30 protein-coding genes are annotated in these 24,704 nt (G+C 33.3%); all 30 read right to left on the bottom strand.

Translation table 11 applies throughout. The features are described 5' to 3' along the window. Positions 1 to 45: 45 nt before the first annotated feature. A complete protein-coding gene (locus P6936_RS06175; protein WP_276881131.1) occupies positions 46 to 1,815 on the bottom strand; it encodes an acyltransferase family protein in 1,770 nt (589 codons plus the stop codon). Next, positions 1,805 to 2,173 carry a hypothetical protein gene (locus P6936_RS06170; protein WP_276862618.1) on the bottom strand — a complete coding sequence of 123 codons (369 nt, stop codon included), beginning with the start codon at positions 2,171 to 2,173 and terminating at the stop codon, positions 1,805 to 1,807. The genes P6936_RS06175 and P6936_RS06170 overlap by 11 nt, the downstream gene beginning before the upstream one ends. Then, a complete protein-coding gene (locus P6936_RS06165; RefSeq protein WP_276881130.1) occupies positions 2,170 to 3,186 on the bottom strand; it encodes a threonine aldolase family protein in 1,017 nt (338 codons plus the stop codon). The genes P6936_RS06170 and P6936_RS06165 overlap by 4 nt, the downstream gene beginning before the upstream one ends. Before the next feature lie 182 nt (positions 3,187 to 3,368). Beyond that, positions 3,369 to 3,953, bottom strand: coding sequence for a DJ-1 family glyoxalase III (locus P6936_RS06160; protein WP_276881129.1), 585 nt, complete (start codon positions 3,951 to 3,953; stop codon positions 3,369 to 3,371). Between the two features lie 23 nt (positions 3,954 to 3,976). Then, positions 3,977 to 4,459: a 23S rRNA (pseudouridine(1915)-N(3))-methyltransferase RlmH gene (gene rlmH / locus P6936_RS06155; protein ID WP_060929825.1), complete on the bottom strand. Its 483-nt coding sequence runs from the start codon at positions 4,457 to 4,459 to the stop codon at positions 3,977 to 3,979. Then, complete coding sequence (locus tag P6936_RS06150; RefSeq protein WP_004837467.1) at positions 4,459 to 4,857, bottom strand: ATP cone domain-containing protein; 399 nt, start codon at positions 4,855 to 4,857, stop codon at positions 4,459 to 4,461. The genes rlmH and P6936_RS06150 overlap by 1 nt, the downstream gene beginning before the upstream one ends. A gap of 437 nt (positions 4,858 to 5,294) precedes the next feature. Next, positions 5,295 to 6,662: an ABC transporter permease gene (locus P6936_RS06145; RefSeq protein WP_276881128.1), complete on the bottom strand. Its 1,368-nt coding sequence runs from the start codon at positions 6,660 to 6,662 to the stop codon at positions 5,295 to 5,297. Then, positions 6,649 to 7,674: a COG1361 S-layer family protein gene (locus P6936_RS06140; RefSeq protein WP_276881127.1), complete on the bottom strand. Its 1,026-nt coding sequence runs from the start codon at positions 7,672 to 7,674 to the stop codon at positions 6,649 to 6,651. Before P6936_RS06140 ends, P6936_RS06145 begins: the two co-directional genes overlap by 14 nt. Next, positions 7,664 to 8,380 carry an ABC transporter ATP-binding protein gene (locus P6936_RS06135; protein WP_004837464.1) on the bottom strand — a complete coding sequence of 239 codons (717 nt, stop codon included), beginning with the start codon at positions 8,378 to 8,380 and terminating at the stop codon, positions 7,664 to 7,666. Before P6936_RS06135 ends, P6936_RS06140 begins: the two co-directional genes overlap by 11 nt. Further along, the gene (locus tag P6936_RS06130; RefSeq protein WP_276881126.1) at positions 8,380 to 9,405 is read right to left on the bottom strand and encodes a lipid II:glycine glycyltransferase FemX; all 1,026 of its coding nucleotides are present in this window, start codon (positions 9,403 to 9,405) and stop codon (positions 8,380 to 8,382) included. The genes P6936_RS06135 and P6936_RS06130 overlap by 1 nt, the downstream gene beginning before the upstream one ends. A gap of 109 nt (positions 9,406 to 9,514) precedes the next feature. After that, entirely contained in the window at positions 9,515 to 9,958 is a 444-nt protein-coding gene (locus P6936_RS06125; protein WP_060929821.1) for an 8-oxo-dGTP diphosphatase, read from the bottom strand. A 231-nt stretch (positions 9,959 to 10,189) separates the two neighbouring features. Then, positions 10,190 to 10,450: a M48 family metallopeptidase gene (locus P6936_RS06120; RefSeq protein ID WP_276862627.1), complete on the bottom strand. Its 261-nt coding sequence runs from the start codon at positions 10,448 to 10,450 to the stop codon at positions 10,190 to 10,192. Positions 10,451 to 10,841: 391 nt separating this feature from the next. Then, on the bottom strand, positions 10,842 to 11,927 hold the full coding sequence (locus P6936_RS06115) for a 1-propanol dehydrogenase PduQ (RefSeq protein WP_276881125.1): 1,086 nt from the start codon (positions 11,925 to 11,927) through the stop codon (positions 10,842 to 10,844). After that, positions 11,924 to 12,784 carry a MerR family transcriptional regulator gene (locus tag P6936_RS06110; protein WP_276881124.1) on the bottom strand — a complete coding sequence of 287 codons (861 nt, stop codon included), beginning with the start codon at positions 12,782 to 12,784 and terminating at the stop codon, positions 11,924 to 11,926. Before P6936_RS06110 ends, P6936_RS06115 begins: the two co-directional genes overlap by 4 nt. 2 nt (positions 12,785 to 12,786) lie before the next feature. Continuing rightward, on the bottom strand, positions 12,787 to 13,416 hold the full coding sequence (locus tag P6936_RS06105; protein WP_276881123.1) for a DUF4125 family protein: 630 nt from the start codon (positions 13,414 to 13,416) through the stop codon (positions 12,787 to 12,789). A 1-nt stretch (position 13,417) separates the two neighbouring features. Beyond that, a complete protein-coding gene (locus P6936_RS06100; RefSeq protein ID WP_276881122.1) occupies positions 13,418 to 14,344 on the bottom strand; it encodes a DUF4037 domain-containing protein in 927 nt (308 codons plus the stop codon). 1 nt (position 14,345) lies between these two features. After that, a complete protein-coding gene (locus P6936_RS06095) occupies positions 14,346 to 15,131 on the bottom strand; it encodes a hypothetical protein (protein WP_004837456.1) in 786 nt (261 codons plus the stop codon). 5 nt (positions 15,132 to 15,136) lie between these two features. After that, positions 15,137 to 15,412: an ethanolamine utilization microcompartment protein EutM gene (eutM, locus tag P6936_RS06090; RefSeq protein ID WP_276863928.1), complete on the bottom strand. Its 276-nt coding sequence runs from the start codon at positions 15,410 to 15,412 to the stop codon at positions 15,137 to 15,139. A gap of 39 nt (positions 15,413 to 15,451) precedes the next feature. Then, positions 15,452 to 17,044, bottom strand: a complete 1,593-nt coding sequence (locus P6936_RS06085; protein ID WP_276881121.1) for an acetaldehyde dehydrogenase (acetylating) — start codon at positions 17,042 to 17,044, stop codon at positions 15,452 to 15,454. A gap of 31 nt (positions 17,045 to 17,075) precedes the next feature. After that, a complete protein-coding gene (gene eutM, locus P6936_RS06080; protein WP_026065049.1) occupies positions 17,076 to 17,357 on the bottom strand; it encodes an ethanolamine utilization microcompartment protein EutM in 282 nt (93 codons plus the stop codon). 138 nt (positions 17,358 to 17,495) lie between these two features. Beyond that, complete coding sequence (locus P6936_RS06075) at positions 17,496 to 18,140, bottom strand: phosphate propanoyltransferase (protein WP_004837449.1); 645 nt, start codon at positions 18,138 to 18,140, stop codon at positions 17,496 to 17,498. Between the two features lies 1 nt (position 18,141). Further along, the gene (locus P6936_RS06070; RefSeq protein WP_276881120.1) at positions 18,142 to 18,438 is read right to left on the bottom strand and encodes a hypothetical protein; all 297 of its coding nucleotides are present in this window, start codon (positions 18,436 to 18,438) and stop codon (positions 18,142 to 18,144) included. Between the two features lie 9 nt (positions 18,439 to 18,447). After that, positions 18,448 to 18,717, bottom strand: a complete 270-nt coding sequence (locus P6936_RS06065) for a EutN/CcmL family microcompartment protein (protein ID WP_004837443.1) — start codon at positions 18,715 to 18,717, stop codon at positions 18,448 to 18,450. After that, entirely contained in the window at positions 18,711 to 19,004 is a 294-nt protein-coding gene (locus P6936_RS06060) for a BMC domain-containing protein (protein WP_276881119.1), read from the bottom strand. The genes P6936_RS06065 and P6936_RS06060 overlap by 7 nt, the downstream gene beginning before the upstream one ends. A gap of 3 nt (positions 19,005 to 19,007) precedes the next feature. Further along, on the bottom strand, positions 19,008 to 19,769 hold the full coding sequence (eutJ, locus tag P6936_RS06055) for an ethanolamine utilization protein EutJ (protein ID WP_423775388.1): 762 nt from the start codon (positions 19,767 to 19,769) through the stop codon (positions 19,008 to 19,010). Positions 19,770 to 19,833: 64 nt separating this feature from the next. Then, entirely contained in the window at positions 19,834 to 20,382 is a 549-nt protein-coding gene (locus P6936_RS06050; protein WP_276861761.1) for a cobalamin adenosyltransferase, read from the bottom strand. Continuing rightward, on the bottom strand, positions 20,370 to 20,825 hold the full coding sequence (locus P6936_RS06045; protein WP_060929814.1) for a EutP/PduV family microcompartment system protein: 456 nt from the start codon (positions 20,823 to 20,825) through the stop codon (positions 20,370 to 20,372). Before P6936_RS06045 ends, P6936_RS06050 begins: the two co-directional genes overlap by 13 nt. Next, positions 20,822 to 21,160: a BMC domain-containing protein gene (locus P6936_RS06040; protein WP_004837438.1), complete on the bottom strand. Its 339-nt coding sequence runs from the start codon at positions 21,158 to 21,160 to the stop codon at positions 20,822 to 20,824. The genes P6936_RS06045 and P6936_RS06040 overlap by 4 nt, the downstream gene beginning before the upstream one ends. Positions 21,161 to 21,168: 8 nt before the next feature. Beyond that, entirely contained in the window at positions 21,169 to 22,131 is a 963-nt protein-coding gene (gene cutD, locus P6936_RS06035) for a choline TMA-lyase-activating enzyme (RefSeq protein ID WP_004837437.1), read from the bottom strand. Positions 22,132 to 22,148: 17 nt separating this feature from the next. Next, complete coding sequence (cutC, locus tag P6936_RS06030; protein WP_276881118.1) at positions 22,149 to 24,698, bottom strand: choline trimethylamine-lyase; 2,550 nt, start codon at positions 24,696 to 24,698, stop codon at positions 22,149 to 22,151. Positions 24,699 to 24,704: the final 6 nt, after the last annotated feature.

The raw sequence follows: 24,704 nt of genomic DNA, 5'->3' as shown, positions 1-24,704 counted from the left end.
CAGAAAAAAAGTGATGAGCAGAATAGATTTACCTATTCTGCAACATCACCTTTTGCTTGCTTCTAGGATAGCTTTTTTAAGTAATTTGTTGTAGGCCTCGTAGGCGTCAGTGTGGCCATAGAAGTGAACCCCATCTGTTCCTTGATAGTATTCTGGATGCTTCATAGCTTCTTCTTCCCAAGGCATATAGGTTACGAATTTGTATTTTTCTGCTATTTTCTTCATGGCGACACTAACCCTGTGAGGTTGTTCGTAGCGATTGTCGTAGCAGGAAACTACAATTACTTTTGTTCCCTTTGGCACAGCCTTAATCATCTTATCTAATGATGTTTCTGGGTCTTCAATAGCGTTAGTTCCTAGGGCGATAACTACTATTTTTCCTAGATTGTTTTCTTTTACTGCTTCTTTTATCAAATCCTCGCCTGTTTCAAGGAGTCTGCTTCCTTCGGCATTTACTGAAGTTCCCTTTATATTTTCTTCTATATATTCCCTATTACCCAAAAGAACTGAGTCTCCAAAGACGGTCGTATTTACTTCTCCATCTTTTAATGCTTGGTCAGGATTTTCTTCTTCGAATATCTGCCTATCCAAGTCTTTCTTATCCTTCTTTATTTGATCAAGGTCTTGTTTGACAGAAGATATCCAAATATTTTTTTCTAGACTTACCATATCAGCTGAAGCAAAGCTTAGGCCTGATGCACTTACAAAAGAAATAAGCATAATTGCTGAAATAGTTGCCATTCTTACCCTTGCCTTTGGATTTACTTTAAGCTTCATAAAGCTTATCTCATCTCCCCTGAAGAATGGTTCGAATATGTGGTAGTTAATGGCAACCAGAAGGCCTGTAAAAATTAAGGTTAACAAGAAGGCTGTTGGCTTGTTGGCAAAACTTTTCATGATGACAAAGATTGGCCAATGGGTGAGGTAGATTGAATAAGTGTAAGGTGAAATTCTCTTAACTATTCCTACTTCATCTGTGTCTTGATTAGAAAAGGCTGCAAGAATGGCTATAATAGTCAACAAGTCTGTTAGGAAAAATCCTAGAATGTAGGTTATTTTCATATCATAGGAAAGAGCGAAGGACATTATTAGGATGATGATAGCACATCCTATAGTCGCCTTGCTATAAGGAATCTTCCTAAAGCCAAATCTTTTGACAAAACAAGCAACAATAGCTCCCATAAAGAAGGAAGACAATCTTGTAAAGTCTGAGAAATAGACGAAAGACCTATTTTTATCAAGGGCTGTAAGAATTATAGTAAGGCCTAGGCTTAATACATAAAGAATAAAACTTACAAGGAAAAACCTATTGGAAAAGGTCTTTTTTACATTCTTACTTTTTTCACTCATCCTGTAGATAAAGTTAGTTATAATTGGCCAGAGCAAGTAGAAATGGATTTCTATTGCCAAAAACCAAGTATGAAGGAAGATGTGGCTTATAAATTGGGATTCATAGGAGCCTCCTGTAAGAATTTCGTAGTAGTTACTTGTAAAGGAAAGGGCTGCTATAAACTGGTCAAAAAAGTGGACAGTGTAGTCCCTATTTATGAAAATTGCCAAAATACTAACGACAAAGACCATAAAAAACACCCCAGGAAAGATTCTAATAAATCTCTTCTTGTAGTAAGAAACTAGGTCGATTTCATCCTTAGTATAGACTTCATCAAGGAGGTGAAAGCTTACCAAAAATCCTGAGAGGACAAACATTATATTTACTCCAAGAAAACCTGCTGGGAGAAATTCCTTGAAAATATGATAGACTAGGACGAGTCCTATGCCATAGACACGCAAATAGTCCAAACCCTTAATTCGCATTTTTTTCTTCCTCCCACTTGCCATTTACCTTCTTGTAAACTCTACCATCGTTATACTTTATCTTAACTTCCTTCTTATCCTTTATATAATAATAAGAATCTCCTATGTAGACTCCTTCACCAACAAGACGTCCCTTTTTGAAATCTCCCTTATAAAGACCTTCCTTAGTCTTTAGGACTCCCTTGCCTTGAAACTTACCCCTATAAAGCTTACCTGTATAAAGCAAACCATCTGCCAACTTGTAGTTAGTAACATTTTTAGTCTTTGGCTTTAAAATCGTATAAAGACCACCGATAATAAAAATTCCAAGACAGAGTTTGGCAAAATATGATAAAAACTTCTTATAATCCATAATCATTCAATCTCTTCCAAAAATCCTTCCACGTCACTCTTCTTTGTCCTAAAGGTCGTTACAAGCCTAATCCTATGACAAGTATCAAAAGAATCCACTATTTCAAACTTAGCTAGATTTTGCCAAAGCTTTAGCTTATCATGGTCTAAGTCTAGAAAAATTTGGTTAGACTCAAAAGCAGGATTTAGCCTATAGCCTTTTTTCTCAAGACCTTCTGCCAAAAGTTTTGCCATAAGATAAGCATGCCTTGAGCCCTTTAAGTAGAAATCTTCTTCTGAAAAGACCCTCTCCCACATAAGCCCTGAGATAAAACCCTTGGCAAGCATGGCGCCTTTTTGCTTGATAAGTTTTAGGACGTCCTTTTTTAAGTCATCATTAACTATTACTAGGGCTTCCCCAAAAAGAAAGCCTACCTTAGTCCCTCCCAAGTAGAAAATATCGCACATCTTAGTTAAATCTTTCATAGTATAATCGCACTTATCACTAGCAAGGGCTGCTGCAATTCTTGCTCCATCTATAAAAAGATACATGTCATGGGCCTTGCAAAAATCGTATATATCCATAAGCTCGGCTTTGCTATAGACTTCTCCAAGCTCTGTCGTATTTGAGATATAGACCTTCTTGGGCATAGTTGTAAACTCTGTATCAAACTTTCCAATTTCATTTTCAAGAATTTTTCTACTAAGCTTACCCGAATCAGCATAACAAAGCTCGACCTTTATTCCTGTAGCTTCAATTGAGCCTGCCTCGTGGCCCTTGATATGACCAGTCGCAAGGGCTAGGATAGAATCCTGCTGACGCATACCACAAGAAGCTCCAATAATATTTGCAGAAGTTCCGCCAGGAAGAAAATGAATATCGACACTATCATCCGCCAAGGCCTTCCTAATAAGAGCTTTGGCCTTGTCACTATGATAGTCAAAACCATAGCCGATATTAAATTCATCCATATTTTCTTTCAAAAAATCCAAAATTTCTGGATAGCAAATCGAATTATAATCGTTAACAAAAAAATACATAAAAACTCCTTTCCTATATTATAACAAAGTGCTTGGAAATATGGAAAAGTTTTTAAAACAAAATTTTTATCATCGGAAAAAATATTTTAGTTTTTCCTTACTTTTGCAAAAATAATTCTCTTTACATAAAAAACCATGGATAAGCTAATCATCCATGGAAATTTTCGAGTGATTGTAAACTATTAGAATTTAAAATCGAAATATCTTTCTACAGCCTCTTGTTGGGTGCCATATTTTAATTTTTCTACCGCCTCTTCTCCCTCTATTATACGAGCTAGTTCTAGGGCTAGATAATTTGTAACTGCTGCTCCCCTTCCTGTAGTGATATTTCCATCTGTCACTACAATCTTATCATCAATATAAGTTCCCGTCTTATCCATCTCTTCCTTCATAGCTGGAAAAGAAGTTGCTTTTTTGTCTGTCAAGATTCCTGCCTTGTTTAGGACAACTGGGCCTGCACATATTGCTGCGATAATTTTTCTTTCTTTATTAAAGTTTTGGATAAGATTAATGACCTTCTTATTATCTCTCATTGAGTAAGCGCCATCAGTTCCACCAGGTATATATAGACCAAAGTAGTCATCTGCTACGATTTGATCAAAGGTTAAATCAGCCCTAAAGCTTACCCCTTGGCTAGTTTTTAAATCTAGGCTTTCTTCAGTAGAGACTATATCGACACTTAGGCCTAATCTTCTGAGATAATCTACTGGGGTAAAAAGTTCTATTGTTTCATTTCCATTTGTTGCTAAAACTAAAAATTTTTTCATCAAAACTCCTTATATTCATAATCCTACTTATGGTAGGGATGGCCATTAATAATCCTAAAGGCCCTATAAATTTGCTCGGCAAGTATAACCCTCATTAGCTGGTGGGGATAGGTAAATCTGCCAAAAGAAATCTTCTTATTCGCCCTTTGGCTTACCGACTTAGCTAGGCCATTTGACCCACCTATTACAAAAACTAAATCACGACCTGCCCCATCTAGCATTTCTTCTTTGATAAAGCCTGCAAATTCTTCGCTAGTCATCTCCTTAGCTAGGATTTCTAGACTTACTAGATAGGCGTCATCCTTTATTTTGGAGAGGATTTTCTCTCCTTCCTTAGCCTTAATCTCTTCTAATTCTTTGGCTGAAAGACTCTCTGGAGCCATCTGGTCAGGGACTTCTATGATTTCAAGACTATTGTAGCTAGCCATTCTCTTTAAGTATTCAGAAAGGGCATCCCTGAAAAATTTCTCCTTGATTTTTCCTACAGCTACTATTTTTATATTCATTAGTCTTCCTTGATATAGGATATAAATTCCTTATAGACTTTGGAGTAGCCTTCCTTGAGTAGGGCGTCCTTGATATAGTTTTTGATTTCACTAGTCTTATAAACTTTTCTAGGATCATTATCTAGACTGTCAATCACATCGTCTACTATTATTCCTATATCAGATGTAGTCATAGCTGCCTTTTGAGAAGCTACTGCATCTTTTATTGACCTTTCTATCTTTTCTTTGGAAAACTTCTCCACAGAACCAGACTTCTTGATAACATAGGTGTTAAGCTTATCTTCCAACATATCCGCTACTAGGTCGACATCTAGACTTTGTAGGTCTTTTTTTATATCATCAAGACTTAACTTATTTTCTAGTAAATACTTCTTAATCTCTGCACTTAATTTACTCATCATTTCCTCCTCGCTTTATATATTTATACCCACTGTGATTTATAAGCACAAAAAAACGAGCTTAATTTTTCGCCCGTTTGCCTATTTATATGAAGATTGATTTAAAAAGTAAATCCAAGCTAGAGTCGAGGTAGAAGCTTTGCTTCTTACCTGAGTATCTTTTCTTGATCTTTTGTTTGCTTGGATATTAGATTTGCTAGTTAGATCTCTCCTAACTTCGTTAGTTCGAAATGGCAAGGCGGAGTCTGCCATCAATTCACTAATGTTCATTGTGGCAAGGACCATTAGAAATGACCGGTGGGCAAACTCTCTCCTTTCGCTTCGCTCGCTCTGTCGAGATGATTTTTAAAATTTATTTTCCTCTCTAGATCTCTCGTCGCTTCCTATGGAAGCTCTGTCGAGATGATTTAACTTGCTTTTAATCAAAGCAAGTTAAATCAATTTGCTCTTAGGGCTTCTATTGCTGATAGTTTTGTTGCTCTTCTTGCTGGGATGTAGCCTGCGAGTACTCCTACCATTGATGAGAAGCCTACTCCTACTAGGGCAAGCCAGATTGGTATTAGGATAATTTTATTAGATGCTTCTCCCGCAAATATACCTGAATTTGCTGCCAGTTTGTTTATTACAAGTCCTATGGCAAGGGAGATTATTAATCCTACAATCCCACCGAAAAGTCCTATAAAGCCAGATTCGATTAGAAACATAGACCTGATATCTCCAATGGATGCTCCTATTACTTTCATTACTCCTATTTCTTTTTGTCTTTCATAGATACTCATAAGCATGGTGTTGATTATGCCTATGGCTGATACTATGAAGGCAACCGATCCTATTCCGCCAAGGATTAGGGTTATTACAAGACTTGTTTTTTTGACTTCTTCGGCAGAGCCTGCTTCTGATTGAGTTTGAAAGCCAGCTTTTCTGATTTGCTCTTCGACATTTTTAAGGTCATCGACATCTCCTACTACTACTTTGAGATTGTCATAGTCGATTTTATCCCTGCTTTTATGTTCAATCGGTTTTCCCTGATTATCAAAATTTTGGTTAAGTTGGGAATTGGCAAGTTTTTTGTCTTCCTTTTGAAGTTTTTTGTAGAAATTCTCATTTATTAGAGAAGTCCATCCCGTGATAAAGGATTTGGCATTCATCTTTCCAGCAAGTTCTACTGCTAGGTCTACGAATTGGGGCTTATTGTCCTCATTATTTTGCTCATCCTTGCTTGTGAAATTGACTCCATCGTCACTTTCATCTCTCCATCCTAGCCTAAGAATGTACTTGTGTTTTTGGTAGTCAAAGTCATTGACCGGTTCTTCTGAGTAGCCACCATTAGACCTTTTAATCTTAGATGCTTTAACTTGCGAACCTAGGAGGATTTTATCTTCAGATTTATTCATCTTACTTCCCCAATCAAGCATATCGCTTGTAATTTTGTCTATGACCTTGTCGGGAACAACTTGGATTTCACCATCTATGCTATATGATTCGTCATCTTTAAGTAAAATTTGACTGTAAAAGGACTTGTAGGGAACAACTACCTTTACTCCTTTGATTTGTTCTAGCTTAGAAATGCTCGCTTCATCAACCTTTGTACTTCCACCATTATTTTCCGTTAGAATGGTGATAGAGGTTAGCCCACCAAAGGAGTCTATCATGTCCTTTTGTTTTTGGTTGATGCCTAGGGCAAAGGCCATCATGAGGATGATGGAGCTTGCACCGATTACTACGGATAGGATGGTCAAGATAGTCCTCGATTTTCTTCTGACTAAGTTTCTTAGGGCCATCGTAAGTCTATCACTGATCTTCATCTTCTATTATTAGCTCCTCGTCTTTCTTAGCTTTCATTTTCTTTCTTATTAGGATTAATAAGAGGGCAGCTATGATTATTATTCCTATCCAGAGGAAGGGTGAAGCTAAGACTGATGAATTAGTTTCTTGAGGGGCATCTCCCATCATTTCTCCAGTTTTAGGATCGACTGATCCTTCTTTACCTGGCATAGATCCCATTACTTCTCCCTTAAATTCCTTGGTCTGCTTGAAGATTTTACCCCTTGAGTCTTCGTAGATTATTTCGATTTTGCCAGATATCTTGCCTTCTTTTGTTGGAGTGATGTTGCAAGAGAAACTTTCCTGACTTCCTGCATTGAAGTTTCCTATGAATCTTTCGTCTTCATCGGCTGTAAAGCCTTCTCCCTTGACCCTTACCATAACTGTGCTTAGGTTATCCTTGCCAGTGTTGTAGATATTTACAGAAAGAGAGCTTGGTGTACCTGCACTTAGGTCATTTAGCTTTACCTTACCAAAGTTTACTCCCGACCTTTGGGTAACTGGGATGCCTATAGTTTCGACACTCTTGTATTGGTTGCCGAGATAGTCTTCATACTCCATAGTCAAATTAACTACATAGGGACCAGGATTTGCGTTTGGTAGAACGCTCATTGTTATATCCTTGCTAGTCCAGTTGCCAGGATAAATGGCTGATACATAGAAGGTATTTGACCTATCTACTGGAGTAAAAACTGATCCATCGGATACAAGGTTGTTATTATTTGAGCCTGAGCTTTGGGGAGCTTGGGCTAGGGTCTGTTCCAAGGTTACCTTTAGATTGTAAATAGTATTTTCATTGTTGGTGTTGTAGAGGGTGAAGGATAAATCAAAATCTTCACCTGCTTGGACAATCTTGGGATTTAGTTCGTAATCTGATATGATTAGCTTAGGTTGATTTCTAATAGGGCCTTGTTGGACAGATTCGGAAGCATTTTCTTGGCTTTCTGTCCTACTTGTTTGGCTTTCGTTTGCGGTGTTTGCATTACCCATCATTTTCTAATACCTCATCTATTGTTAGTTTCTCGTGGATTTTATCTAAGTGTCCATCTCTCATAAAGAGGACTTTGTCTGCAAATTCTGTCATTTCATCATCATGGGTTACCATAATGAAGGTTTGTTTGTTCTCTCTTGTAATATTTTTAATAAGCTTCATTACCTCAAAGCTAGTCTTGGTGTCAAGGTTTCCTGTTGGCTCGTCCGCAAAAATTATCTTTGGCCTTCCAACAAAGGCACGAGCAATAGATACCCTTTGCTGTTGACCACCAGATAGCTCGTTCGGTCTATTGTCCATCCTATCAGCTAAACCTACTTGCTTTAAAATTTTATAGGCTTCCTTCTTTCTATCTTCCTTATTTAGGCCCTTAAAGGTTAAGGGAAGGGATACATTCTCCCAGGCTGATAGATAGGGAAGGAGGTTGTAGGACTGAAAGACGAAGCCGATATTTAGATTCCTAAACTTAGTTATCTGCTCTTCGTTAAGATCAGTTAGGGAAATATTACCATACTTGATAGTCCCCTTGGTCGGTCTTTCAAGGCCTGCTAGCATATTTAGGAGGGTAGATTTACCAGAACCACTAGTTCCTAAAAGGGCAACAAACTCGCCCTTTTCTATATCTAGGTCTATCCCATCTAGGGCCTTTATAACATTACCGCCTAGCTTGTAATATTTTTTAAGCCCCCTAATCTCAATTAGGCTCACTAATTTTCCTTTTCTTCTTCTCTCTTAAAGTGAGGATTTTTCTCCTTGATATATTCTTCATAAAGCTTATCATCTAGAACTATATCTATTTCACCGATTAGATTTTCTACATTCTCTTCGGTAAATTTTCTCTTAAAACTGTAAAGACCATCACTATCATCAGCCTCAAAAATTCCGCCCATATCATAATAAGCATAGTCATTTTCTGAAGCGTACTTAACTTCTTCGTAGTTTATCTGATAATTTTGACCCATATCCTTATGCTCATCACTAGAGCCACCATAAAGGGCAAGGGCCCTGTTTCCATAACAAATTAGCATAGATGAGCAAAGGGCATCATCCTCATAAAAACAAGCTGATAATCTAATCTCGTCCTTGTAATTATCATAAAGGGCCTTGAAATACTCATAAGGTCTGTGGTTGATTCCAGCTCTTTCGGCAGTTTCTACTACTTGTTTGTAGAGAATATCCACCCCTTCTTCGCCCAATTCCTTAGTAACTATCCCATCCCTGTAAGACTTTCTTGTATGCTTTCTCGTATTTTTAGAAAAATTTGCAAAAATTTCTTCCGCATCTCTTCCCTTAATATCCAAAACCATATTAAGAAGGGGTTGGGAAGATGTGGTCTTATCGTGCCTAATTACAATCCCCTCATCCTCATAAAGTTTAACGAGCTTTTCGTCAAATCTTACAAGAGGATCAATACGAAGGAGGAAGCCGTCATTTTTCCTAGCAAAATCGCTAGCCTCTCCTATAAGTTTTTTCACAAGGTCTATATCATGAAGGTCTGCAACAGGCCCTCTTGTTGCATAGAAGAAATTCTTTCCAACCTTGCCATCCCTAATATAAATAACAGAAAGAGCTCCCTTAATCTCGCCTTCCTCTTCGACATAAAAATATACGCTATTCCAATTCGCCTTAATATTTGCCCAACGCATATCCTGCATAAAATTTCCATATTCTGAATTTTTAATAAAATCATTATATTTTTTCACTAAATCAGGATTATTTTTATCTAAAATCATATATTACTCACTTTCAATTTTTAATAACCGAACTGTTATGGTCTGTACCATACACTAACTAAAGTATAACAGAAAGCTAATCACTTTTCAATAATAACTTTCCTAGTTTCTATTGATAAATAACTCTTCCTTCATCATAAAACCAAGTAATCTCCCTACACTTTCCATCATAGATTTTAAAAATCTTATCCATGGATTCTGATAGGCCATCCATAGCCTTCATCTTTTCATAAGAAGCCCAAAAAAGTCTTCCCTCACGATTTTCTTCGATAAGCTTTCCAGAAAACTCATTAGTCTTATAAATAAAGCCCAAATCCCTATTCTCTCCATAAATCCAACTAATCACACCAACAAGCTTAGGATTTTTGATATCGAGGTTAGTTTCCTCCTTGGCCTCCCTTATCACAGAATCAGTAAGGCTTTCGCCTTCCTCGACCTTGCCCCCAGGAAAAGTAAGCCCTTCCCAGCCATACTTTTTAACCTTATCAAGAACAAGAACCCTCTCATTAACATCATCACAAATCATTACCATATTCATTAACTTTATATTCATAACACCCTCACTAACTTTTTCTTATCTTATTATTATATATTAATAATAGCTGAGTTAAAAGGAAAAAGGATAAATCGAGAATAAGACCTAGTTGCTTTGGATTTTTGATTTGGGATTTATTAGTTGGTATTATAAAAAGCTAAGAGCTTAAATGCTCCTAGCCTTTAAAAATTCATCCATATTGTAATAACAAGATTTATAGGATTTTCATCCTTTTATCGCAATAAATCGCTAGATGTCTTTATCCTCCTTGTTATTGTCCTTTTCCAGATGATCTAATGGCATTTGCGATGATAATTTTCTAGCCTCTTTCCATGTGGGATAAAATTCTTCTACTAAAGCATGAAATCTATTAGTGTGATTTTTTTCTATCAAATGAACCAACTCATGAGTAATGACATATTCTAAACATTCCATGGGTTTGTTTACTAATTGAAGATTTATCCATATTCTTTTCTCAGCAATGTTACACGTCCCCCATTTTGTTTTCATATTCTTAACCCTATACTCATTAGCTTTTAGGTCTGTATTTTTTTCACATTTAGCAGTAAAGTCTTTTGGAATAATATTTCTTCTGTCTATAATTTTTTCAATGTTTGGATTTGTAATTTCCTATAAATCTTTAAAGATAATAGGACTTAACTTTTTGGCAATTGAATCAAATAACTTTAGATTTATATGTCCACATTCTTTAGTCTTATTATGATTTTTTGCAATAGGAGAGCTTATAATATTTTTATAATAAATTTTTAAATACGAACGTATATAATTTTTCTATATTTTTCATAAAAAAACTGACCTCCTTTAGTTAGTTTTTAGGTCTAACTTTTGGGGGGGCAGTTCAACTTTTAAGGTCATTTTTTTACACATGAATTTTGAAAATTTAAAAAGCATCCCTTAGGATATTTGCTAAATCAAATTTTGTTACCAAGGCTGGATTTGTTGGTGTGCACCTGTCATTTAGGGCTGTAAGTGCCATTTTATCTATTGAATCTTGGTAAGTTTTTTCATCGATTTTCCCAAGGCCACTTAATTTTTCTGGAATATTGAATTTTTTATTCATTTCTTTAATGACTTTAATAAGGCAAGTGTAATCCCTATGATTTAATTTTTGAGCTAAATCATCTAATTTTTTTCTAGTATCATCGGAATTTTTGCAATTATATTCTATTACGTAAGGAAGAAGTATTGCATTTAATCTTCCGTGAGAAATATGGAAAGTTCCGCCAATTGTATGGGCTAGGGAATGGTTTATTCCAAGTCCTGCATTGTTAAAGGCAATTCCTGCCATATTTGAAACTTCGAGCATTTTTTCTCTAAGTTTTAACCTATCTCCATCATCATATACTTTTGGCAAAATTTCAAATACTGTTTCTATGCAAGTTTTTGAAAATGTATCAGTATATATTGATGCGTTTTTACTAATATATGCTTCTATTGCGTGAGTTAATACGTCCATTCCTGTATCAGCAGTAATAAAATTTGGCACGGTTTTTGTAAATTTTGGAATTAATAGGGCATAATCTGGAAGCATTATATCATCTATTAATACTTTTTTATCACTTCCAACAGTTACAACTGCAAAATTCGTTGACTCACTTCCTGTACCTGCTGTAGTTGGTATGGCAACAAAAGTTTTCTTTACTTTTTCTTCCTTGTATATATCAAAAATAATAGCCTTTGTAGCATCTATCGCAGATCCTCCACCAATTGCACAAACCAATTCAGGATTTGAAGCTTTTAAAGCTTTTTTTCCTTCTTCAACTAATTCTTGGCTTGGGTCTGGTTTGATTTCACTAAAAATATCATAAGAGATATTTTTATTTAGCAGGCTTGTTACTTGGTCTATCATTTTGCTTTCTACTACAAATGGATCTGTTACAAAAAATATTTTATTTACGTCTAAAGAATTTAAAATTTTTAGGCTATCATCTCCAACATTTATAGTAGGTTTTACTGAAAATGTCATTTATTTTCCTCTACTTTCATTTCTATCGGTATTAGTATCTCTGTTACATATTTTTCTTCATCTCTAAAAGTCCAAGAATCCACTACAAATCTTTCTATAACCTCTTTTGATAATTTATACCTATATTTTTTAGCCCAATTTATAAGTTTTTGATAGGATTTACTTAAATTTTCATATTTTCCAAAATGATAAATAGATCCATACATTCCATCTTTTATGGTGAAAATATCTTTTTGATCTTTGATAGGATTAACAGTTCTTTGAATGTATCGACCCTTTATAGGTCTATTATCGTTTTCGCACATTAATCTATCAATATAAGAATCAAAATAAAACATAACAGGACCTGTGATCTTGTTATCTTTACTTTTTACAAAATTTGCAAAGTCTAAATCTAGGACAGTATCTTCATAGTAAAAATCAAAATCCATAGGATAGGAAATTAATTCGCTTTCCTTTATGTATTTAATACTTGGAGTGTTGTTTCCTATTAGGAAGGCAGACGAAGCCTCTGATATTAGCTCGTTCCAATCTTTTATTATCGTTAATCTTTCATCTAATCTTTTTATTTCTTCACTAGTTCTTTTAATAAGTTCATTAAAGGTCTTGCTAACATCATTATATTCTGTATTAGAAATAAAATTTCTAATCTCATCCAATGTGAAATCCATAAATTGTAAATATTTTATTAAAGAAATTACAAGTATAGTTTCATCTGTATAATATCTATATCCATTTTCTTTAACAAAATCTGGTTTAATAAGCCCTATACTTTCATAATGTCTTAAGGTTCTCGTAGATACTTGTGCTTTATTTGAAGCTTCACCAATTGAGTATGGTTTTTCTTTTTTGATCATTCTTACTCCTTAATATTTAGTCTTCCAAATAAATATTTTGTATTATCATAAATATTCTCTTCTAAGTTAAAAGGAGGATGATTTATCATCTCTTCAATAGCCCACAAAGTTTTTAAAGACAAAGAAGAAATTTCAGCTATATAATAATCATAAGATGAAATTTTCTTATCTTCAGACTCTCTAGGCCTTATTTTTTCTAGTTCTTTTGGAGTATCTGTTGACTTTGACTTTAGGATATTTTTAATTTTTTCTAAAAGATGAATCTTAACCGGTGATAAGTCTTCTAAGTTTTCTTTAATAATTTCAAACTTATCCTTATCTGTAAATTCCATCATTCTAGCATACTTATCAAAAATGGGATTAAAATCATTTTTTTCTGCTTTTTTTAAGTCCTCGTATAAATAATTTATAACTTTTTCATTATAGGCTAAATATTGAGCAAGCCTCATAATAAAAAATTCTTTAGGCGAATCTTGGCAAATTGCCCTACCATTTAATCCCCTAATCTTGTCAAAACTTTTCCATTCAAAGTCCAAAATCCAAGAAAGCTCATCGAAAATACAAGATAATTTATAATCATTAAGTATATATTTCATCAAGTTTTTGTCAATATTTTTAAATAAGTACCTCATATTAATTTCCTTTCACCAAATTAATAGCCCTAATTTGTGGATTTTTAATAGAATTTTGCACCTCAATTGCATGAGTTAATAAAAAATCATCATTTGACCTAGTGATTGACCTATATTTTAAAATGTCTTTTACATAAATACTTAACTTTTCACTCAAATATAAAAGATCTTTTTTACCATTTGCTAGGATAAATTTATTCATATCTTCAAATAATTGGCTAGGATAATAATTAATTTGTACTAATCTTTTGTATCTTAACTTATAATAAGGCATATAGACTTTTGCAAATAAAAAAAGTACTCCAAATAAAGCTTCCATAAACTCAGCCTTTGCAAAAAATGTTGCTGAAATATCACTTCTATCAAGAGACCTCTTCAAGTTATATTGTCCAGCTTGAGCCATTTGAAAAAGATAGGCAGCAAGTTTTTTTCTAATTACATCTTCTGGATAAAAATCTAATAAATATTTTCTATAAGCTGAAAATAATTTACAATTATCTAAAAAAATTTCTCCATTAGTGACAGTAGCAAGAAAAGATTCTGGAATTTTTAAAAAATCTATATCATTAATTGGAAACTTTCTAACTGATGTATATTTTTCATAAAAATCTTCTACAGAAAATAAACCTACTCTTTTATCTGTAATTTGTGAATCAATTCTTTTATATCCCAAAAATTCCTTTGGTAATTTTTTCAAAACAGATTCAATCCTATTTTTATAAATTTTAACATCATCTTCACTTAGCCAAATACAAAATCCAGGACCAAAATCATGATCTTTTGATATGTCATCATCTAGGCCAAAACACTCAGATCCTTCCCCAACAAGACCAATTGATGAAATATCTAAAATTTCAGGACAATTTTTTTTGAAAATAGGATAAGCTATATCATAAAAATATTTTTTTGATAAATCTATACCATTCATTCTATATCCCCTTTTTTTTAGCTTGCTTTAAGTTTTTAATTAAAATATCTTTAATTGGACCTTCGCCGACGGTTTCGTCAAATACTTCTAGAGCTTTTTCGTAATAATATGCAGATTTATAATATTGTTCATTATTATAATAAATATTTGCGGCTGTTGCGTAGGCATTAGCCAGGTGAGGAAGTCTTAAATTGTTTTTTTCATAATACAATATAGCCTCATTAGCATTTACCAAGGCGTCAGCAAATTTCTTTTTGAGTGTCAAAATTTCTGCAAGATTAATTTTAGATACAGCTATTTTTTCTTTATTTTCTATAATTTTTAGAGCATTTTCAATATCTTTTTGTGCTAAATCAAGCATATTTTTTGCCCTATAAGCTTGGGATCTATTGTTATATACACTTGCCATAAGATATTGTGTATCTTCTAATTGATTTAAAATATTTTCAGTTTCATACAAAACATCAATTGCCAGATCATAATTTTTAGCAACTATATGACAATTTGAAATATTTATTAAAAGACTAGCATAGTCTTTTGAAATAAATCCATAGCTCTTTAATACTAATTTTTTTATTACTTTATAAATCTTATAAGCAAAGTCTGTTTGTCCCTTTACTCTAAGAAAAGATGCGAGCTCATTACCGACAGCGATAATGGCTCTTTCATCTTTCAAACTTATAGTTTTGGAAAATTCTCCCATCAAAAATAGAAGAATTTCCTTGCCATTTGATTTATTAAACTTTAGCTTTAAATCTTTATAAAAGTTTGATAAATCATATTCCATGATTTTTATTTATTTTTTGGTAAAATTGATTCTACTTCTGTGTGTGGTCTTGGAATTACGTGAACTGATACTAATTCTCCAACTCTTTGTGCTGCTGCAGCTCCTGCATCTGTTGCTGCTTTTACTGCTCCTACATCTCCTCTAACTAATACTGTTACAAGTCCTCCACCAACGTGTTCTTTTCCTACAAGAGTAACGTTAGCTGCTTTTACCATTGCATCTGCTGCTTCAATACTTCCTACTAATCCTTTTGTTTCAATCATTCCTAAAGCTTCGTTCATTTTTTTCTCCTTTATATTTTTATTTTTTTATAAACTTATTTATTTACCTTTGAAGGCATTTACTAGTGAGTCAACCATTTCTTTTAATTCTTCTAAGTTTATCTCACCTGTTTCATTAAAGTTTGAAGATCTTCTTTCTTCTTCTGTTTTACAACTGTTACAACCTGTTGAATAGTCAAAATATTTTGCTTGATTTCCATAACATGGTAATGAGTTATTATTTAATGAAGAATTATTTCCATGATATTTTTTGAATATTTTATCTTCTTCAACAACTCTATCAGCATCTATTGTTCCATAAACTAATTTTTTTAAATTAACAAGGTGTTTTGGACCAACATTTTCAGATACGCTTGATCCTCCCATTGTTCCACAACCTAAAGTTAGGGCAATTGGAAGTCCTGTTGTAAGTCCTGTTCCTCCCATTGTTCCACCAGTATTTACAAGAATTCTGCTTGCTGGTTTTATAGCAAATTTTCTTGCTATTTCTTTATCTTCTGTATGTAGGCTCATTGTATGACCTATACCATTTTCTAAAAGTTTAAATGAGAGATCACAAGCTTCCCTCCAATCATTTACTGTATAAAAACCAAGTACTGATGTTAATTTTTCATAAGATAATGGATATTCTTTTCCAACTCCATATTGTTCACCAACAAGAACTCTAGTTCCACTTGGTATGCTAATTCCTGCAGCATCTGCTATAACTTCTGCACTTCTTCCTACAAAGTTAGGATTCATTGCAGTTCCATTTCTAAATAATAAGGCGCATACTTTTTTACATTCTTCATCAGTCATGAAATATGCTCCAGCTTTTTCAAATTCTGAAATAACTTCTTGTCTATTTGACCTTTCAACAATCAATGATTGTTCTGATGCACAAATTGTGCCGTTATCAAAAGTTTTTGATGCCATTATATTTCTAACAGCTTTTTTGATATCAGCAGTTTTTTCTATATAAGCTGGAGAGTTTCCTGCTCCTACTCCTATAGCTGGTTTTCCAGCAGAATATGCTGCTTTTACCATTGCTGGACCACCTGTAGCTATAATTAATTTAACTTCATCAGCATGCATCAACTCATTTGTTGCATCCATTGAAAGTTTTGTTAATCCTTGTACTATATTTTCTGGTGCTCCTGCTCTTACAGCTGCATCATTTACAATTTCAATTGCTCTTGATGTACATATCTTAGCTTTTGGATGTGGGCTAAAAATTATAGGATTTCTAGATTTTATAGCAATCATTGAATTGTATAAAACTGTTGCTGTTGGATTTGTTGATGGAACAATTCCCATTATCAAACCAACTGGATCTGCTACAGTAATAACTTGACCTTTTTCGTCAGCATCTACTATTCCTATAGTTTTTTGATTTTTAATTTCTTCATATAAAAGTCCACTAGCCATGTGGTTTTTATATATTTTATCTTCTACTTTTCCAAATCCAGTTTCTTCTACAGCAATTTCTGCTAATTCTTTTGCGTGAATTTCTCCAGCTTCTGCGATTGCTTTTATAATTCTATCAATTTGATCGAATGTATAATTTCTTAATTTCTTTTCTGCTTCAGCTCCTTTTCTAGCAAGATCTCTTGCCGCTTGGATTGAAGATAGATCAAAATCGAATTCTGTCATACTTACCTTCTCTCTATATTAATATTTTAAATTATTCTTTGTGTGGTAAGATTGTTTCAACTTCTGTGTGTGGTCTTGGGATTACGTGAACTGATACTAATTCTCCAACTCTTTGTGCTGCTGCAGCTCCTGCATCTGTTGCTGCTTTTACTGCTCCTACATCTCCTCTAACTAATACTGTTACAAGTCCTCCACCAACGTGTTCTTTTCCTACAAGAGTAACGTTAGCTGCTTTTACCATTGCATCTGCTGCTTCAATACTTCCTACTAATCCTTTTGTTTCGATCATTCCTAATGCGTCTAATTGTGCCATTTTTTTATTCTCCTTTTTTTCTTCTTTTTTTATATTTTTATTTGCAATTTTTTTTGTTACTTCTGCCTTTGCCTCTTCATCTTTTGCAGGCTCAGTTTTTCTTATTAGTTCTTGTTTTTTTTCTGTCATCTAAACCCCTTATATAACAATTTCTATAAAGTCTTTAGGACCTAAGCCTAGAGCATTGGCTTCTTCTTGATCAATATGACAATCAAGATATCCATTGTCTCCAACCCTAACGCTTACATTTTCAAGTACTGCTGATCTTTCGCCTCTAGTTCTTATTGAAACTATATCTCCATTTTTAAATCCCCTTTCTTTTGCTTGAAAATTATTAAAATGAATATGTCTTTGAGCAACTATTGCGCCTTCATTTAAAATAACAGATCCTTCTGGTCCTATTATTGTTACTCCTGGAGTATCTTTTAAATCTCCAGATAATCTAAGTACAGGTTTTATACCAAGTTTAAAGGCATCTGATCTTAGTATTTCTACTTGAGTTTTTTTTCTTGTTGGTCCTATTATTCTAACCTTCTCTATACAACCTTTTTTTGCTGCAATTGTTAGGCATTCCTTGCATGCAAATTGTCCTGGTTGTGATAGGCTTTTTATTGGTGTAAGCTCATATCCTTTCCCAAAAAGAGTATCTAAATCTTCTTGAGATAAGTGAATGTGTCTTCCTGATATTCCTACAGGAATTTTATAAAGGTCTATATTAACTTTTTGCTTATTTTTTTTGTAATTGTCTACTAGACTTTCTAGCAACTGACTTAATTCATTCATCCTATCCTATCATCCTTTCAATATCATTTTCAGATAATAGGCCTTGTTCTATACCTTGTTTTAGTATCTTATAAATTTGATCTTCTGATAAGACTGCTGATGATTGTTTATGGTCTTTGCTTTCTTTTTTTTCTTCTATATCATTTTTTTGATCTTTACAATCACATTTTTTAAATTCTATGCCAAGATCTTTTGCCAAGTCTTTGGCAGCAGCTGTGATTATTGTATTGTCATCGATATAGATTTCTTTTTCATTTTTTTTATTTAAGACTTCTTCTTGACTTATGAGTCTTTTCATCAAAACCTCCTAGAAATCACAATCCTCATCTATTATTCCAACTATAACAGCATCTACAGGAATTTTTTGATTTTGATTTTCCTCAAGAATTGCTCTTGCGGATGAGCCTTGGGTTATAATAACCCTATCTCCTCTACCGGCTCCTATTGTATCTACTGCTACTATTTTTTTATTTTTTTCACTTCCATCTAAAATTTCTACTAACATAAATTTAAGACCATTAAGTGAATCGTATTTTCTTGTAGCCCATACATTGCCTATAAGTTTTGCAATTACCATATATCTTTTTCCTTAATTTTTTCTTCAATATTTCTTAGGGCAACTTTAACTTCTTCCATCTCTCCAATTATTGCAAGCATAATCATATTTTGTGGACATGAGCCTCTAACATCTACTACTTCTACCCCACTAGTTTTGTAGGCTATATCACTTGCCACAGTCATTTCTATTAATTTCCCTTGAACAAGCCCTAAAGCTCCAGGATTATTTTCCAATTTGAATTTTGATCTATTTTTTATAATATCAAGTGTGGCTGGGCTTGGTGCTTTTATAAGTTTAATATCCATTTTTTAATCCTCTATAAGAGATAAAGCTATTCCTATTGGAGTTACAAACATAGGATTTGATGGCTTTAATATTTTTATTTTTGTCTTTTGACCAACATAATCTTCCATTCCACTTAAAAGTGCTGTACCACCTACCAAAACAATTTTATCTATTTTTTGGTCTTTGCTTGCATTTTCGATTATGGAAATTATTTTATCTATAACAGGTCTTACAACAGGAAATATTTCTTGGTGTTTTGAAAAATCTCTTTTTAATTCTTCTGCTTTATCAAAGTCAATTTTATATGCTCCTGATAATACTAAGGAAAAATGTGTTCCACCTGTGGCTTCGTCTAAAACTTTTACTACTTTTTCATTCTTTACTATTGATATTCCAGTTGTACCGCCACCGATATCTACTACAGCTCCATTATCAAGATTTAATAATTTATTTGCAGCTGTTGGCTCGTCTAAAACTTTTTCTACTATAAAACCACTTGACTCTGCTACATTTTTTACTGCTCCGCCGTCTATATTTTCTGTTCCTGGTGGGATAGCGCATCCTGCTATGAGAAGTTCTTCTCCTAGTTTTTCTTCTAGTTGTTTTTTTAACTTTCTTACAATATCGCAAGCTCCTATATAATCCACAACCATTCCATCTTTAACAACTTGAGCAAATTCGTATGCTCCTGCAACTGGTCTTTTATCTTCATCAAATACACACAAAACTATAAAAGCAGTTCCTATATCTATGCCTGTGTAAAGTTTTTTATTTTTTGTTTTTATAGGCTTTTTTATTGATTCTTCGAAGTCTTTTATGACTTTATTAACATTTTCTAAATTGATAAGCTTATCCTCCTTTGCTAATGTTTATAAACCAGATATAAAGTCTAAGAGCTATTTTATCTATAAAATCTTCATTGTTTTTTTCTTTAATTTTATTAAGTTTATCAATACCTTCTTCTATACTTATAAAGCTTTTAAGATATGGATTATCAAGATTCATATTCATATAAATATCTATAGCTTCACTTTTTTTACAATCTATTTTCTCTAGGTCTATAATTTCATTTTTAAAAATTTTTATCGCTAAGTCATTTAGATAAGTTGCAAATTTATGGTCAAAATCTCTAAGCTCAAAAGCAATTTTTTTAATTATTAAACTCACTTCTTCATCTAATTTTTCCTCATCCAAATTTTTACAAATCAGATTATCCCCAAGCTTATTTTGTTTCTTTTTTGTGTTTTTAGACTTTGTTTTATCAACTATATCTATCCTAAAATCTAAAAGAAATTGTCTAGCTTGTGGAGTTAGCTTACTACCTTTTTCAATGATGTATGAGTCAAAAGGGCTTTTTTTGTATTTATATCTTAAATTATCTTCTGTTATAAAAAGCATCTTTTTTCCTCAGTTTCTTTTATATATTTTCTTAATTTTTCTAGTCCCTTACCTGTCTTTAGTGATATCTCAAATATATAATCACTTCCAATAGCATTTGCTATTTGTCTTAATTTTTCTAATTTTACATCATCATAAAGATCAATCTTATTGATTATTGTAATTGTTGGTCTGGTAAATGATTTTGCAAAATTTGGTGGAAAATGACAATCTTTTTGTAAATCTATCATAAAAATATTTACTAAAGATTGATTTTGTCCAACCATAATCAAGGCACTATTTAAGTAGGGATTTTCTATATATCCTTCTGATACTTCAATAGTTTTTTCTCTAAATTGAAGATCTAAACTTTTTTTTGATTTGATATTTTCATCTTCAATTAAGCTTGCAAGACTTGTCTTTCCTACTCCATCATTTCCAGCTATTAACCACTTTCTTCTCATGACATTGTTACGGAACAAGAAGTAAATTTTAACATACTTTCAAAAGTATCTTTAACTGCTTGTAGGGACTGTTTTACGCTTTCATTATCGCCTTGTAAAAGAACGCATCCATTAAATCTGTCAATAAAGCAAACTTCAACGCTTGCAGCCTTTGCTGCTACATCGGCTGCTATAATTGAGCTTTCTGTTGGGGTTAAGGTCATAATTCCTATGGCATTTCCCTTATCCAAACCAATTTTTTCATTTACTGATGGATCTGGAGATGAAATAAGATGAAGAAGTGTTATTTGTTTACCTGGTACCGATTCTTGAACTATTCTTTGCAAATTTTCCATCTTATCACCTAATGCCTTACTAAATTCACTTCGATTTTCTTTTCATCAATCCACTTTTGGATTTCATCTAACTGTTCATTGGACAAGGCAAATTCACCCTCCATTTCAGAATCCATTGGATAATCCATATCAAGCTGTACATATTTGCCAACTCCATACCTATGATAAGGAAGTAAATCTATGCCATCGAAATTTTTAAAACATTTAAAATCTTCTAAGAAATCTACGACTGCTTTTATTTCTTCGTGGCTATCATTTACACCTTTTAAAATTGGCATCCTTACCCTAACTTTTTTTCCATTTTCGAGTAAATATCTTAAATTGGATAAGATTCTTTCATTATTTACTCCAGTCCAATATTTATGTTTTACAGGATCCATTTGCTTAATATCAAATAAGAATAAATCTACATGATCTTTGATTAAATCTAAAGATTTTCTTGGAGTGTAACCACAAGTTTCTATGGCTGTATTAATTCCATCCATGTGGCTTGCTTCAAGTAGGGATTTTAAACTTTCAGCTTGAGCAGTGCATTCTCCACCGCCAACTGTTAGCCCTCCACCGCTCATCATGTAAAAATCTTTATCTTCTTTAACAACATCCATCAATTCTGTTATTGTTTTATCTTCACCTACAATTTCTATGGCTTTTTGAAGGCAATTTTTTTCACATCTTCTGCAACCTATACAAGTTATATCTCTATGAACTTTGTGTATCCCATTTTCCATATAATGAATTTTTTTGGGACAAACATTAACACATTGACCACAATTTATACATGCATTTTTTTTAAGCATTACTTGATATTCGCTTTTTAATCCTTCAGGGTTGGAGCACCACTTACACCTAAGTGGGCAACCCTTGAAAAATATTAAAGTTCTTACTCCTGGACCATCATGGACGTTGTACTTTTGAGTATTGAAAATTCTAGCAGTTCTTTCAATCCCTTCTTTTTTTGAATCTACATCCATTTATATTCCTTTCTAATTTAGAAATGTTCAAGCATTGTACGGCTTATAATTTCGTCTTGAACATCCTTACATAATTCAACGAAGAATGCTGAATATCCAGCAACACGAACTACTAAATCTCTGTGTTTTTCTGGATGAGCTTGGGCATCTAGCATAGTTTCATTATCTAAGTAGTTAAATTGCATTTCTCCATTTCCATACATACAAGCTGTACGCAATAAGGTTACAAGAGCATTTTCTCCTTCTATTGAATCTAAAATTCCTTTTTGAATTTTGAAATTGTGTACCATACCCATATTCATTGAATCATTTGCCATTTTTGATACTGATTTTATAATTGCTGTTGGGCCATTGAAATCAGCTCCTTGAGTTGGTGATATACCATCTGATAGAGGTGTCCATGCATCACGACCGTTAGCTGATGCTCCTGTCATTTGTCCAAATGGTGTATTGTTAGATATTGAAAGTGTTCCATGGCAAAGTCTTGAATAAAGTGTTCTATATTTTGCGTGTTCTCTTTCTGTAAAGTTTATAATATCGTTACAAAACTTATCTGCATAATCATCATCGTTACCATATTTTGGAGCGTCTAAGCAGTCTCTTTTGATTTGTTCATAACCTTTAAATTCTGCTTTTAAAGCTTCATTTAGTTTTTCTAGGCTATATTTTTTATCGTCATAAACTAATTTTTTAATTGCTGCCATACTATCTGCATAAGTTGCAAGTCCTGACCATACAACTCCTGGACCAAAATTATACATAGCTCCACCTGCTGAAACATCTTTACCATGTTCCATACAGCCTTCATACATTATTGACATTAAAGGCTTTGGTGCCATATCTCTGTGAACTCTTTGAGAAATTGTTGTTGCTGCTGCAGTTAATTTTGTTATATATGAAACTTGTTCTTTTACGGCTTTTTCAAATTTTTCCCAAGTATCAAAGTTTGAAAGACTTCCTAAATCAGGTGTAACTTGTTTTCCATACCAAAGTGGAACACCGTGGTTTAATGTTAATTCTATTGCTATTGGCCATTGTGTATATGAAGTTGATGTCCATTGATATAATCTTCCAGATTTTTGTGGTTCAACGCATCCCATCATACAATAATCTCTAGCATCTTCTACGCTTACTCCTTTTGCAAGCATCATTTTAATGTGAGTGTCATCAAAGTGGCAAGCAGGGAATCCCATTCCAGCTCTTACTACGTCTACGATTTTTCTCAAATATTTTTCTGGGGATTTATTGTGTATTCTTGTTGCAAGTGATGGTTGATATACTTTTACATGTCTTACTGCATCCATCAAAAGATATGTTAAATCATTTGTTGCATCTACACCTTCTCTTGTGATTCCACCGATTGTCATATTAACGAATGGTTGGTATCCTGCAAAGAATTTTGATGAACCTTCGCTTGTTAGCCACATCATTTCGCTCATTTTTATTAGCATACATCCCGCAAGTTCAAAAGCTTGGTAATCATTCATTCTTCCGCTTTCAATGTCCGCTTTGTAGAATGGATACATATATTGGTCAACTCTTCCTATTGACATTCCTGTTTGGTTTTCTTCAACTACAAGCAAGGATTCTATTGTCCAAACTGCTTGAATTGCTTCCCAAAATGTTCTAGGTTTATTTGCTGGAACATGAGCATTTACTTCTGCTATTTTTTCCAATTCCATTTTTCTTTTTGGGTTTGTTTCTTTTTGAGCTAATTCATTTGCATATTCACTTAGTCTTTTAGCATAAATCATTACTCCTTCAGTTGTTTCAATAACTGACTTGTAGAAGTAAATTTTATCTATATCTTCTGGATTTGAATAATCAAGTTTTTCTAAGTGATCTTTCGCTTCTTGTTGGATATCTTTCATTCCTTTTTTCATTAGGATTACATCATATCCTGGGTTTGAATCTCCTCCTCCGTTTACTTGGTGGTAAGAACAGTCTGATACGAAAGATTCTCCTGATAATTCCCATACTCCTGCATCTCTATATTGGTCTTCACAAACTTCATCAAGACTTCTTCCTTCCCAAAATGGGAATAATACATCTTTACAATATTGTTTGTCTTCTTCTGAAATGTGGAATGGATCTTGAGGTCTATTTTCAATTGTATCTAATTCATCTCTTAACCATCTCCAAGAAATATCTGGAGAAAATGCTCCGCTTCTTGGGGCTCCACAAGGTGAACCTACTATTAATTCATTATCTTGAATAACAAGTGGTGCTGTTTCACAATTTTTTCTAAAGGCTTTTGCTCTTAATACATTTTTTGGCATTCCTGGATTTTCTTTTGTTAGTTCTGTTACTATTTTTGCCCTATGCAAGGTTATAGTTGGAACTTGTTTTAAAAAGTTTGCCTTTAAATCAATAAGTCTTTGAGTAGGTCCATTAGGAATTTGTGTTCTTTCACTTTGTATTCCCACACTTAAATCACAATTTTTGTTATCTTCTTTGTTTAATTGGTCTTGTACTTTTTCAAATAACTTGCGTACACTTTCTTTTTCTGAATCTGACATATGCTCTGTTGCAATTGCCAATTTCTTAGAAAATTCTTTTAAGTCCATTTCTCC

Origin of the sequence: Anaerococcus tetradius, assembly GCF_947087635.1 — a bacterium.
Classification (GTDB): Bacteria; Bacillota; Clostridia; order Tissierellales; family Peptoniphilaceae; genus Anaerococcus; species Anaerococcus tetradius.
This window is presented reverse-complemented; position numbering and strand designations above follow the sequence as displayed.